Origin of the sequence: Streptomyces sp. NPDC127100, assembly GCF_042724095.1 — a bacterium.
GTDB lineage: Bacteria > Actinomycetota > Actinomycetes > Streptomycetales > Streptomycetaceae > Streptomyces.
In genome coordinates, this window is sequence record NZ_JBHXFL010000020.1 from 101,303 (window position 1) to 114,035 (window position 12,733).

The following is a 12,733-nucleotide window of genomic DNA, read 5'->3' on the forward strand; positions in this document are numbered from 1 at the left end:
CACGAGAGGAACACCGACACCGTGAAGCGCGCACTGCCCGTCCTCGTCCTCAGCGTCGCCGGCCTCGTCCCGGTCTGGCGCTACGCCCCCTCGCACGACACCGCCCCGGTCGCGGACGCCCCGGCGCCCGCCTCGGTCCCCCCGGTCGGCGCGGACGTCGTCGCGGGCACCACCGTCGACACCGAGAAGGGCCCCGTCCAGGTGGAGGTGACCTTCCGGGGCAACCGGATCACCGCCGTACGCATGCTCCGGCAGCCCGGCCACCCGCAGACCGAGGCCGCGGTGCCCCGGTTGATCGAGGAGACCCTCGAGGCGCAGAGCGCCGACATCGACACCGTCTCCGGAGCCACCGTCACCAGCGACGGCTACAAGGAGTCCCTCCAGGCCGCCCTCGACGCCCGGGGCGCCTGACGTGCGGCGCGTGGAGCACGTCATGGGCCTGCCCGTCTCGCTGCGGGTGGACGACGCGGACGTGCCCGGGGAGGCCGCCGACGCCGTCTTCGCCTGGCTGAGCGAGGCCGACGCGCGCTTCAGCCCGTTCCGGGCCGACAGCGAGGTCTCCCGGCTGGACCGCGGCGAAGTCACCCGGATCAGCGCCGGGTTGCGGGAGGTGCTCGGCCTGTGCGAGGAGTACCGGCTCGCCACCGGCGGCGCCTTCGACGCCCGCCTGCCCGGACGGGGCCTCGACCCCTGCGCGATCGTCAAGGGCTGGGCGGTGCAGCGGGCCGCCGGTCTGCTGCGGGCGGCCGGGGCACGCCGGTTCTGCCTCAACGCCGGCGGCGACGTGGTCGTCGGCGGCGGCCCCTGGCGCGTGGGCGTGCGGCACCCCGAGCACGCCGGCCGGCTGTGCGCCGTCCTGGAGGTCACCGACGGCGCGGTCGCCACCTCCGCCCGCTACGAGCGCGGCGACCACATCCTCGACGGGCGCACCGGACGCCCGGCGACCGGACTGCTCTCCCTGACCGTCGTGGCGCCCACCCTCACCGAGGCGGACGCCGTCGCCACGGCCGCCTTCGCGATGGGCGCCGAGGGAGTGGAGTGGGCCGCCGCCCGCCCGGGGTGCGAGGTGTTCGCGGTGGACGCCGGACGCCGGGTACGGCGCACGCCGGGGCTGCCGCCGGCCGCGGGCGAGCGGACGGGAAGAACACCGGTGTGAACTCCCCGAGAGGGGGAAGAAGTCGCCCGGACCCAAGGGCCCCGCAGATCCGCCGTCTACACTCGACCGGCGACGGCCCCACCGACCGCGGCCGGAGCGGGCAGCTTCTGCCAGACCCGAAGGGCAATCCGCGCTTTGATACGGATGGAATCAGTCACCAAGCGGTATCCGGACGGCACGGTGGCGGTCGACCGGCTGTCGCTGGAGATCCCCGACCGGTCGATCACCGTCCTCGTCGGCCCCTCGGGCTGCGGCAAGACGACGACCCTGCGGATGATCAACAGGATGGTCGAGCCGACCGAGGGCACCATCCTCCTCGACGGCGCGGACATCCAGCGCCAACCGGTCACCACCCTGCGCCGGTCCATGGGCTACGTCATCCAGAACGCCGGCCTCTTCCAGCACCGGACGATCCTCGACAACATCGCCACCGTGCCCCGCATGCTCGGCTGGGGCAAGCAGAAGTCCCGCGCCCGGGCGGGGGAGCTGATGGAACGGGTCGGGCTCGACCCCTCCCTCGGCAAGCGGTACCCGTACCAGCTCTCCGGCGGACAGCAGCAGCGAGTCGGCGTGGCGCGGGCACTCGCCGCCGATCCGCCCGTGCTGCTCATGGACGAGCCGTTCTCGGCCGTCGACCCCGTGGTGCGCAAGGGCCTCCAGGACGAACTGCTGCGCATCCAGGACGAGCTGGGCAAGACCATCGTGTTCGTCACGCACGACATCGACGAGGCCGTCAAACTCGGCTCCATGGTCGCGGTGATGCGCACCGGCGGCCGGCTCGCCCAGTTCGCGGCGCCCGCCGAGCTGCTCTCCGCACCGGCGGACGCCTTCGTGGAGGACTTCCTCGGGGCCGACCGCGGCATCCGGCGGCTGTCCTTCTTCCCGTCCGCCGCGCTGGAGCTGACGACCGACGCCGTCGTGCCGCTCGACGCCCCCGCCGAACGCCTCGCCGCGCCCGACACCCCCTACCTCCTCGTCACCGACGCCGACGGCAGACCCCTCGGCTGGGGCGAACCGCGCGACCTGGCCGCCGGGGACATCGCGCCGGACGCCCTCCTGCCGTACGGGCGGCCGTTCGTCCCCGGCACCGACTCGCTGCGGGCCGCCCTCGACTGCGCCGTGCTGTCGCCCACCGGCTGGGCCGTCGCCGTGGACGCCGACGGCCGGGTGACCGGCGTCGTCTCCCAGCAGACCATCGGCGAGGCGATCCGCACCGCCCACGCCGCCGGGCGTGCCGACGACGCGAAGGTCGCCCCGTGAACGGCTTCTTCGACATCCCGAGCGACCTTCAGAACACCTACTTCGGCCTGATCGGCCTGCACCTGCGCGAGGCGCTGCTGCCGGTCCTCGCCGGGCTGCTGCTCGCGCTGCCCGTGGCCCAGCTCTGCGTGCGCTTCCGCTGGCTGTACCCGCCCGTGCTCGGCGTGACGACCGTCTTCTACGCCATCCCGTCGCTGGCCGTCTTCGTCGTCCTCATCGACTACACCGGCCAGACCGAGCTGACGGTGATGATCCCGCTGGCCGTCTACAGCCTGGTGGTGCTCGTCCCGGCCATCGTCGACGGCGTGCGGTCGGTGCCGCAGGAGACGCTGGCCGCCGCCACCGCCATGGGCTTCGGCCCCGTACGGCGCTACCTCCAGGTGCAGTTGCCGATCGCGGTGCCCGCGATCCTCGCCGGGCTCCGGGTGGCCACCGCCTCCAGCATCTCCCTGGTCAGCGTCGGTGCCCTCATCGGCAACCAGGGCGCCCTCGGCAACCTGCTCGCGGACGCGCAGAAGTACGACCGGCCCGAACTCGCGGTCAACTCCGTGCTCACGACGGCCGTCCTGGCCATCCTCTGCGACGCGGCGCTCGTCCTGGCCCGGACCCTGCTGACCCCGTGGATGCCGCGCGGCAACCGGCCGCGCGCCGGGGACGGCTCCGCCGTGCGGCGGCAGCGGCCCGCGGCGAAGGAGGCTGCCCGGTGAACGTGCTGAACTTCGTCAACGCCTTCTTCGGCGACAGCGCCCACTGGCACGGCTACGACGGCATCCCGCAACGCCTGCTGGAACACGTCCAGTACACGCTGCTGGCCCTCGTCCTGGCCGCCGCCATCGGCCTGCCCGTCGGGCTGCTCACCGGGCACACCGGCCGGGGCGGCAACGCCGTCGCCTTCGTCGCCACCGCCGCCCGGGCCCTGCCCAGCTTCGGCCTGCTGGTGCTGATCGCCGTCGTGGTGGGCATCGGCCTGCTGCCCGTGATGATCCCGCTGGTCGTCCTCGCCGTACCGCCGATCCTGGTCACCACCTACGAGGCGGTCCGCTCCGTCGACCCCGCTCCGGTGGACGCCGCGCGGGGCCTGGGCATGCACGAGACGACCATCCTGTTCCGGGTCGAACTGCCGGTCGCCCTGCCGCTGGTGCTCAGCGGACTGCGCTCGGCGGCCATCCAGGTCGTCTCGACGGCCACCATCGCCGCCTACGTCAGCCTGGGCGGGCTCGGCCGGTACATCATCGACGGGCTCTACCAGCGCGACTACGAGAAGGTGGTCGGCGGCGCCACCCTGGTGGCACTCCTGGCACTGGTCACGCTCACCCTGTTCTGGGCGGCGGGCCGGCTCGCGGTGTCCCCGGGAGTGCGCAGGCGCTGACGCCCTGCCCCGGACGTACCGAAAACCGTGACCCGGCCGTAGTTGACTGACCGACGAGCGGCTCGTTTGGATCGGTGGATGACTTTCACCGCGAACAGCAGCAGGTCCAGGACGAGGCACACCGGCGCGGCGGCCGTCGCGCTCACCGCCGCGGCGGCGCTGCTCGCGGGGTGTTCCTCCTCCGACGACACCTCGGACAACCCCCTGGCCGGGGAGAAGGCGAAGGCCGGCACCGTCGTCGTCGGCTCGAACAACTTCGCCGAGAGCACCCTGCTCGCCGACATCTACGGCGAGGCGCTCAAGGCCAAGGGCCTCAAGGTCACCTACAAGCACAACATCGGCAGCCGCGAGACGACGTACGGCCTGATGAAGAACGGCTCCGTCACGGTGCTGCCGGAGTACAACGGCTCGCTGCTGGCGTACCTCGACTCGAAGGCGGAGCAGAAGTCCGCCGACGCCGTGAACGCCGCGGTGAAGACCAGGCTCGACAAGAGCCTGACGCTGCTGGAGTCGTCGCCGGCCGAGGACAAGGACTCGGTCGCCGTGAACGCCGGGACGGCCGAGAAGTACGGCCTGACCGCCGACTCCACCCTCGCCGACCTCAAGGACGCGGCGCCCGGGCTGGCGATCGGCGGCTCGCCCGAGTTCCAGACCCGCCAGCAGGGCCTGAAGGGCCTGGAGTCCGTCTACGGCCTGAAGTTCAAGTCCTTCAAGGCCCTCGACGCGGGCGGCCCGCTGACCCAGTCGGCGCTGACCAAGAACACCGTGCAGGCCGCGGACATCTTCACCACCGACCCGACCATCGTGAAGGAGAAGTTCGTCGTCCTGAAGGACCCGCAGAACCTCTTCGGGTTCGCCAACGTGACGCCGCTGGTCAACAAGGAGGGACTGCCCCAGGAGGGCGTCGCCGCGCTGAACGCGGTCTCCGCCAAGCTCGACACCAAGACCCTCCTCGACCTGGACGCACAGGTCCAGCTGGACAAGAAGGACCCGCTGGACGTGGCCACGGAGTGGCTGAAGTCCGCGGGCCTCGCCTGACGGCCGGGACGCCGCGGCCCCCGGCCGCGGCGTCCGCCGCCCGGCTCTCCGCGACCGGCTCCGCCCGCCCACCGCTCGCGTTCCATCGGGGCGAAAAGGCGCCGCGCCGCACCGTGAGTTATCGTGTACTGGGGGTTAACGCAGACGGCATGACCCGTCGAGTTCCAGCCCAGGAGAATCAGCCGATGGCGAGGCAGCTACGCGCCGAGCAGACCCGCGCGACCATCCTCCAGGCCGCCGCGGACCTGTTCGACCGTCACGGTTACGAGGCGACCAGCCTGTCGGAGATCGTGACACACGCCGGCGTCACCAAGGGCGCCCTGTACTTCCACTTCGCGGCCAAGGAGGACCTGGCCCAGGCCATCATGGAGCTCCAGTCCAGAACCTGGCGCCGCCTGGCGACGGAACTGGACGGGCGGGGTTACACCGCCCTGGAGGCGCTGATGCGCCTGACGTTCGTCATGGCCCGGCTGTCCGCCGAGGGGCCGGTCCTGCGGGCCGGACTGCGGCTCGCCACTGCCGGAGCGCCGGTACGGCCGCCGCTGCCGCACCCCTTCACCGAGTGGGTGGACATCGCCTCGTCCCGGCTCCTCGACGCCGTCGGCCAGGCCGACCTCCACCCGGAGATCGACGTCGAGTCGGTCGCCCACACCATCGTGTGCTCGTTCGTCGGGTCCCGGGTCGTGGGGCTCACCCTCGAACCGGCCGCCCGGCAGCCCCGCCGGATGGCGGAGATGTGGCACGTGCTGATCCGCGGCATGGTGCCGGTGACCCGGCGCGCCCGCTACCTCAGCCTCGCCGCCCGCCTGGAACGGGAGGCGAGCGCGGCCTGAGCGGCGGGGGACCGCCGGGCGGCGTACGCGGGCGGAGGGGACGGCCTGCGCCGGCCCACCGGCCGGCCGAGACGTGCTGCGGTCGACGGCCGCCCCGCACGACGACGGCTCCGGCGGCGTGACACACCCCGGCGGCGCCCGCGGGGCGCGGCCCGTCGGGCACGTCCGGTCCGCGCGCTACGGTGAGGCGCATGCCCGACACCCCCTCGGAGACCGCTCCCGTCATCCTCGGCGACGAGCCCGGGTCCTTCCCCCACGGCGTGCTGGCCGACCGGCATCCCGCCGTGGTCCGGCAGGTCCGTGAGGCGTTCCCCTACGACCCGCCCCGGCAGCGCGCCCTGGACGAGCTGCTGGAGAACTGCACCGAGGGCGTGATCGGGCCCCTGCCCGCCGACGCCCACGACCGGGACCGCTGGGCGGCCTGGGGCCTGGACGAGTACGCCGGCCGTTCCTGGTTCGACGTGCCCTGGCTGTGGGCCGAGAGCCACTTCTACCGCCGCCTCCTCGACGCCGTCGGCTACTTCGGCCCCGGTGCCTGGCAGGGCATCGACCCCTTCCGGCCGGCCAAGCTCGCCGAGCTGGACGCCCCCGAGACGGCCGGGGAACTCGCCGCGCTCGACCGCCTCGCCGCCCGGCCCGCCGACGAACAGCTCCGGGCCCTGCTGCACGGCTCCCTCTGGGGCAACCGCGCGGACCTGAGCTTCCGCCTCTCCACGACCGGTGCCGGGGACGAAGGCGCCGCGCCGGCCCTGGTCGCCGACGACGGCGACGCCCTGCTGTCCCTGCTGCCGCCCGCCGGAAGGGCCGGGACGGCGGCGACGCTCTGCCTCGTCGCCGACAACGCCGGCCGCGAACTCGTCCCCGACCTGCTCCTCGTCTCCCACCTCCTCGGCCACGGCCGCATCGGGCGGGCGGTCCTGCACGTCAAGCCCTACCCGTACTACGTCTCCGACGCCACGACCGCCGACGTGCTCGACGCCCTGCGGAGGCTGATCGCGGCGGGCGGCGCGGCCGGTGAGTACGGCCGCACCCTCTGGACCGCGCTCACCGACGGCCGCGTCACCGTCCGCGCCCACCCCTTCTCCGGCGCCCCGCTGCCCTACGCGGACATGCCCGACGACCTGCGTGAGGACTTCGCCGCGGCCACGGTCACCGTCCTCAAGGGCGACCTGAACTACCGCCGCCTGGTGGGCGACCGGTGGTGGCCCCCGACGACGCCCTTCGCGGACGTCACCGCGTACTTCCCCGGCCCGGTCGCCGCGCTGCGCATCCTGAAGTCCGACGTGATCACCGGCCTGGACGCGGACACGGAGACCGCACTGGCGGCGGGCGGCGACCAGCGGTGGCGGACCAACGGGACCCACGCGCTGATCCAGGTCGGGCACTGACCGCGGCGTCGGGTCGCCGAGCCGCCCGGGACGGAGCACGGACGCCGCGGGCCGCCGCGGCGGAAGTTCCCGCGATCCGTCCCGTTCACGCGATGGTGTGATCATGTCCCGGCCCGCGGATGCCCCCGAAGACCCCTGGGTAGGGCCGGGCCATGACGCAACAGCCCTTCGAACTCCCGCACTTCTACCTGCCGCATCCCGCGCGGCTCAATCCGCATCTGGACGAGGCACGCGCCCATTCGACGACGTGGGCGCGCGAGATGGGCATGCTGGAGGGATCAGGGGTCTGGGAGCGTTCCGACCTCGACGCACACGACTACGGCCTGCTCTGCGCCTACACCCACCCCGACTGCGGCGGACCCGCGCTCTCCCTCATCACCGACTGGTACGTGTGGGTCTTCTTCTTCGACGACCACTTCCTGGAGCGGTTCAAGCGCTCCCAGGACCGTGTCGCCGGCAAGGCGCATCTGGACCGGCTGCCCCTGTTCATGCCCCTCGACCCGGCGGCCGGAATGCCCGAGCCGGAGAATCCGGTCGAGGCCGGCCTCGCCGACCTGTGGAGGCGCACGGTGCCCGCCATGTCGGCCGACTGGCGCCGCCGCTTCGCCGTCGCCACCGAGCACCTCCTCAACGAGTCCCTGTGGGAGCTGTCCAACATCAACGAGGGGCGGATCGCCAACCCCGTCGAGTACATCGAGATGCGCCGCAAGGTCGGCGGCGCCCCCTGGTCCGCCGGACTCGTGGAGTACGCCACCGCCGAGGTGCCCGCCGCCGTCGCCGGGACGAGGCCGCTGCGGGTGCTGATGGAGACGTTCTCCGACGCCGTGCACCTGCGCAACGACCTGTTCTCCTACCAGCGGGAGGTCGAGGACGAGGGCGAACTCAGCAACGGCGTCCTCGTGCTGGAGACCTTCTTCGGCTGCACCACCCAGCAGGCCGCCGACATGGTCAACGACGTCCTCACCTCCCGCCTCCACCAGTTCGAGCACACCGCGTTCACCGAAGTGCCCGCGGTGGCCCTGGAGAACGGGCTCACCCCGCCCGAGGCCGCGGCCGTCGGGGCGTACGCGAAGGGCCTGCAGGACTGGCAGTCCGGCGGCCACGAATGGCACCTTCGCTCCAGCCGCTACATGAACGAGGGTGCCCGGCCCACCGCCCCGTGGCAGGCCCTCACCGGCCCGGGCACCGCCGCGGCCGACGTGGGCGCGCTGCTCGCCGCGGCCGGCACCGCGGGGGCGTCCCCCGCGTCCCCCGGGCAGCGGGGGAGGCTGCGCGCCTACGCGCACGTGCCGTTCCGGAAGGTGGGGCCGTCGATCGTCCCCGCCATCCGCATGCCGTTCCCGCTGGAGCTGAACCCCCACCTCGAGGCCGCCCGGCGGCGCCTCGTCGAGTGGTCGCGGGACATCGGCATCCTCGGCGAAGGGGTCTGGGACGAGGACAGGCTCGCGAGCTGCGACCTCCCGCTGTGCGCCGCGGGCCTCGACCCGGACGCCACCCCGGAGCAACTCGACCTGGCTTCGGGGTGGCTGGCCTTCGGCACCTACGGCGACGACTACTACCCGCTCGTCCACGGCCGCCGCGGTGACCTGGCCGCCGCGCGGCTGACCACGGCGCGCCTGTCGGCCCGCATGCCGCTGGACGGAGAGCCGGTCCCGCCGCCCGCCAACGCCATGGAACGCGCCCTGACCGACCTGTGGGCGCGCACCACGGCGCACATGACGCCCGAGGAGCGGCGCCCCCTGAAGTCGGCCGTCGACACGATGACCGAGGCCTGGGTCTGGGAGCTGTCCAACCAGGTCCAGAACCGCGTCCCCGACCCGGTCGACTACCTGGAGATGCGCCGCGCCACCTTCGGCTCCGACCTCACCCTGGGCCTGTGCCGGGCAGGACACGGCCCGGCCGTCCCGCCCGACGTGTACCGCAGCGGCCCGGTCCGCTCCCTGGAGAACGCGGCGATCGACTACGCCTGCCTCCTCAACGACGTCTTCTCGTACCAGAAGGAGATCGAGTACGAGGGCGAGATGCACAACGCGGTCCTAGTCGTGCAGAACTTCTTCGGCGTCGACTATCCGACCGCGCTTCCCGTCGTGCAGGACCTGATGAACCAGCGCATGCGCCAGTTCGAGCACGTCGTCGCGCACGAACTTCCCGTCCTCTACGACGACTTCCGGTTGTCGGACGAGGCACGGTCCGTCATGCGGGGCTATGTGTCCGACCTGCAGAACTGGATGGCCGGCATCCTCAACTGGCACCGCAGCGCCCCGCGCTACAAGGCCGAGTACCTGGCCCGGCGCATCCACGGCTTCCTCCCGGACCGGCCCCCGGCCGTCCCCGTCCCGCGGGGCGCGGTGGTTCCCGTGCCCGGCTGAGCCGGCCGGGGGAGGGGCGGTCAGTCGGACGGGACGTAGTCGGTCAGCACACAGCCCTCGACGGCCCCGGGCCAGGTCCGGTAGCCGCTCGGCACGGAGAAGTCCGGGTCGCACGTCAGGAACGCGAGGTCGGACGGCTCGAGTTCGCGGATCGTGTCGTCGCCCACCGGGACGACGGCGAAGTCCTGGCCGACGTAGAACACGGCGTGGCCGTCCTTCAGCGCGGCCGTCTGGAACTTCGTCATGTCCGGGACGCTCAGCAGGGCGATGGGCCGGTTGTCGCCGTCCTGGCAGACGGCGCGCTGGGTGATTCCCCACGAGGCGTCCGCGGCCTCCTCCTCGCCCCAGGCGGTCCCGCCCCCGGAGCGGGAGTAGTCCTCACCCGCCGTCAGGTCCAGGCACTCGGTGTACTTGTTGAGGTAGTACTCGATGGAGGCCATGTCGGCGGCCTGCGGCAGATCACCGGCGGCCGGCCGTTCCTCGGACCCCGCGTCCGCACCGCTCTCCGCGCGACGGCCGTCGTCGCCGGTGCCGGTGCCGGTGCTGCTGCCGACGGCGGCGCCGGGGCCGTCCTCGTCCCCGTTCTGGCACGCACCGAGTGCGCCGAGCGCGATGAGGGCAACGCCGATGGTGAGCGCTCGCCGGTTGCGCATGTTGTTCTCCCCGTGTGGTCCCGCACTGTCATGATCATTGTCGCTGGGCAGGGACACGACAGGGAAACCGGGGTCCGCGGACCGTCGGCCGGTCCTACTCGTTCGTGGCACGTCGTGGCACGTCGTGGCACGTCGTGGGCCGGGGCGCCGGGGAGAGCACTGCCGGAGGCGATCCATGGAACAGACCGCGCTGCGACCCGGCCGGCCGGTGCGCGGCGACTAGGATCGGTGCCGGTGGAGGCGAGGCCCGCCGGAGCGGTCCGCCGACCGGCTCGCGTCGCCCCCGCACCGCGGGCAGGATGCTGCCCGTACCCCCTTCGCCCGCCCAGGAGGCCCGGATGACCGGCAGTACGCCCGCTGCTTCCTTCACCGCCGACTACTACCGGGCCCGCATGGAGCGCGCCGCGCGGACGGCCGCCGACGCGGGACTCGCCGGGCTGCTGGTGGCGCCGGGCCCGGACCTCGTGTGGCTCACCGGCTACGCGCCCCCCGCGGCCACCGAGCGCCTCACCCTGCTCGTTCTCGCCGCGGGCCGGGACCCCGTTCTCGTCGTGCCGACGCTCGAGGCCCCCGACGCCGAGAAGGCCGTCGGTGCGCCCGCCCTGACGCTGCGCGCTTGGACCGACGGCAAGGACCCCTACGCCGTCACCGCCGCGCTCCTCGACGGCTCCGGGCGTTTCGGCATCAGCGACAACGCCTGGGCGATGCATCTGCTCGGTCTGCAGAGCACGCTCCCCGGCACGTCGTACGCTTCCCTCACCGAGGCGCTGCCGATGCTGCGCGCCGTGAAGGACGCGGCGGAGCTGGAGTTGCTCGCGGCGGCCGGCGCGGCAGCGGACGCGGCGTTCGAGGAGATCCGCACGGTCTCCTTCCGCGGGCGCCGGGAGTCCGACGTCGCCGCCGACCTCGCGGACCTGCTGCGGCGCTTCGGCCACTCCCAGGTCGACTTCACGATCGTCGCCTCCGGACCGAACGGCGCCAACCCGCACCACGAGGTCGGCGACCGGGTCATCGAGGACGGCGACATGATCGTCCTCGACTTCGGCGGCCTGAAGGACGGCTACGGCTCCGACACCTCCCGCACGGTCCACGTCGGCGAGCCCACGGACGAGGAGCGCCGGGTGCACGACCTGGTCCGCGAGGCCCAGGAGGCCGGTTTCCGGGCGGTGCGGCCCGGCGTCGCCTGCCAGGAGGTCGACCGGGCCGCGCGCTCCGTCATCGCCGGCGCCGGGTACGGGGAGCACTTCATCCACCGCACCGGGCACGGCATCGGCGTCACCACGCACGAGCCGCCCTACATGATCGAGGGCGAGGAGCGGCCCCTCGTGCCCGGCATGTGCTTCTCGGTCGAGCCCGGCATCTACCTGCCCGGCCGGTTCGGGGTGCGCATCGAGGACATCGTCACGGTCACCGAGGACGGTGGCCGGCGCCTCAACGACACGACCCGGGAGATGGTCATAGTGGAGTGACCCGCCCCGCACAGCCCCCGCGACCCCGGAAGACCTGGAAGACGACGCCGCGACCATGAACCAGGCACCGACACCGACCGCGGACACGGTCCGCCGACTGGTCCGCACCCTGCTCAGTGAGGGCGCGGCGCCGGAGGTCCGTCCCGTTGCGGAGGGTGCCGGGCCCGCCACCTGGTGGGTCGGCACCCGCCACGTCCTGCGCCTGGCCCCCGACCGCGAGAGCGCCGTTCGCCAGCGCCGCGAGCTGCGCCTGCGCGACCTGGTCCGCCCTTACCTCCCCGTCGCGGTGCCGGCGAGCGTGGCGCACGGCGAGTGGGCGCCGGGGCTGACGTACACACTGGACGCCAGGATGCAGGGCGGGCCGGGCGAGCGGCACGCCGTGTCCGCCGTCGGTGAGACCGACCTGGCGGCGCTGCTCACGGGGCTGCGCGAGGTGCCGGTCCGCCAGGCCGAGACCCTCGGTGTGCCGCGGGCCGTGCCGCGGTCGCTCGAGACGCTGCGCCGCGCCGCCGAGCACGCCGCGCGGCGCCTCGCCGAGGCCGACGAGTTCGACCCGGCCCGGCCGGAGCGGCTGACGGCGGCGGCGACGGCCCAGCTCGGCGCCCAGCCCGGTGCCGAGGTCCTCGTCCACCACGGCCTGGCGGGCGAGCACCTCCTGGTCGGCACCGACGGACGGGTGCGCGGGGTCCTCGGCTGGACCGACGCGGTCCTCGGCGACCCGGCCGAGGACATCGCCGGACTCGCGCTCTCCGTCGGCTCGCCCGCCGCCGTGCGCGCCGCCACCCTCGCCGGCTACGGCGCCCGGCCCTGCCTGCGCGGCCTGTGGCTGGCCCGCTGCGACACGGTCGTCGACCTCGCCGACGCCCTCGCCGGCCGGCCGGCCGCGCCGGTGCCCCTGCTGCGGACCCGGCTGCGCCGCGCCTGGGAGCCGATCCTGCTGGAACGGGTGACGGATCTGCGCGGCGACGGCACGGACGGCCCCGGCTAGGGGGTGTCTGACAAATGCCCGCGGCGTGGCGGCCCCCCCGTACCACCAGCTCGCCCGTGCACCCGCCGCCCGTCGGGCTAGGGGGTGTCTGACAAATGCCCGCGGCGTCGCGACGCCCGGTACGCACGCTCGCCGCGTTGCCGGACCGCCCACGTGGCTCCGCCACGAGGGCGCTCCGGCGCCTTGCGATCGCACGCACCGGACGCCGCT

Annotated in this window: 12 protein-coding genes; 11 read left to right on the top strand and 1 reads right to left on the bottom strand. The window is 73.6% G+C overall.

Annotated elements, in window-relative coordinates:
* Positions 1 to 21: 21 nt before the first annotated feature.
* The 9 genes from ACFWJB_RS19790 to cyc2 all read left to right on the top strand — a co-directional run bounded on the left by ACFWJB_RS19790 (position 22) and on the right by cyc2 (position 9,413).
* Positions 22 to 411 carry an FMN-binding protein gene (locus tag ACFWJB_RS19790; RefSeq protein ID WP_386923662.1) on the top strand — a complete coding sequence of 130 codons (390 nt, stop codon included), beginning with the start codon at positions 22 to 24 and terminating at the stop codon, positions 409 to 411.
* A 1-nt stretch (position 412) separates the two neighbouring features.
* On the top strand, positions 413 to 1,156 hold the full coding sequence (locus tag ACFWJB_RS19795; protein WP_386923664.1) for an FAD:protein FMN transferase: 744 nt from the start codon (positions 413 to 415) through the stop codon (positions 1,154 to 1,156).
* Positions 1,157 to 1,291: 135 nt separating this feature from the next.
* Entirely contained in the window at positions 1,292 to 2,416 is a 1,125-nt protein-coding gene (locus ACFWJB_RS19800; RefSeq protein WP_385463689.1) for an ABC transporter ATP-binding protein, read from the top strand.
* Complete coding sequence (locus ACFWJB_RS19805) at positions 2,413 to 3,123, top strand: ABC transporter permease (protein ID WP_385463692.1); 711 nt, start codon at positions 2,413 to 2,415, stop codon at positions 3,121 to 3,123. Before ACFWJB_RS19800 ends, ACFWJB_RS19805 begins: the two co-directional genes overlap by 4 nt.
* The gene (locus ACFWJB_RS19810) at positions 3,120 to 3,785 is read left to right on the top strand and encodes an ABC transporter permease (RefSeq protein WP_385463695.1); all 666 of its coding nucleotides are present in this window, start codon (positions 3,120 to 3,122) and stop codon (positions 3,783 to 3,785) included. The genes ACFWJB_RS19805 and ACFWJB_RS19810 overlap by 4 nt, the downstream gene beginning before the upstream one ends.
* Before the next feature lie 78 nt (positions 3,786 to 3,863).
* The gene (locus tag ACFWJB_RS19815; RefSeq protein WP_385463698.1) at positions 3,864 to 4,823 is read left to right on the top strand and encodes an ABC transporter substrate-binding protein; all 960 of its coding nucleotides are present in this window, start codon (positions 3,864 to 3,866) and stop codon (positions 4,821 to 4,823) included.
* Positions 4,824 to 5,008: 185 nt separating this feature from the next.
* Positions 5,009 to 5,656, top strand: coding sequence for a ScbR family autoregulator-binding transcription factor (locus ACFWJB_RS19820; protein ID WP_385463701.1), 648 nt, complete (start codon positions 5,009 to 5,011; stop codon positions 5,654 to 5,656).
* A gap of 191 nt (positions 5,657 to 5,847) precedes the next feature.
* Positions 5,848 to 7,044: a damage-control phosphatase ARMT1 family protein gene (locus ACFWJB_RS19825; protein WP_386923668.1), complete on the top strand. Its 1,197-nt coding sequence runs from the start codon at positions 5,848 to 5,850 to the stop codon at positions 7,042 to 7,044.
* A gap of 152 nt (positions 7,045 to 7,196) precedes the next feature.
* Entirely contained in the window at positions 7,197 to 9,413 is a 2,217-nt protein-coding gene (gene cyc2, locus ACFWJB_RS19830; protein ID WP_386923670.1) for a germacradienol/geosmin synthase Cyc2, read from the top strand.
* A 20-nt stretch (positions 9,414 to 9,433) separates the two neighbouring features.
* On the opposite strand, the gene ACFWJB_RS19835 is transcribed toward cyc2, so the two are convergent.
* On the bottom strand, positions 9,434 to 10,066 hold the full coding sequence (locus tag ACFWJB_RS19835) for a hypothetical protein (protein ID WP_386923672.1): 633 nt from the start codon (positions 10,064 to 10,066) through the stop codon (positions 9,434 to 9,436).
* A 338-nt stretch (positions 10,067 to 10,404) separates the two neighbouring features.
* On the opposite strand from ACFWJB_RS19835, the gene ACFWJB_RS19840 reads away from it, so the two are divergent.
* Both ACFWJB_RS19840 and ACFWJB_RS19845 read left to right on the top strand, forming a co-directional pair.
* Positions 10,405 to 11,535 carry an aminopeptidase P family protein gene (locus ACFWJB_RS19840; protein ID WP_385463713.1) on the top strand — a complete coding sequence of 377 codons (1,131 nt, stop codon included), beginning with the start codon at positions 10,405 to 10,407 and terminating at the stop codon, positions 11,533 to 11,535.
* 55 nt (positions 11,536 to 11,590) lie between these two features.
* The gene (locus tag ACFWJB_RS19845; RefSeq protein ID WP_386923674.1) at positions 11,591 to 12,523 is read left to right on the top strand and encodes a phosphotransferase family protein; all 933 of its coding nucleotides are present in this window, start codon (positions 11,591 to 11,593) and stop codon (positions 12,521 to 12,523) included.
* Positions 12,524 to 12,733 lie beyond the last annotated feature (210 nt).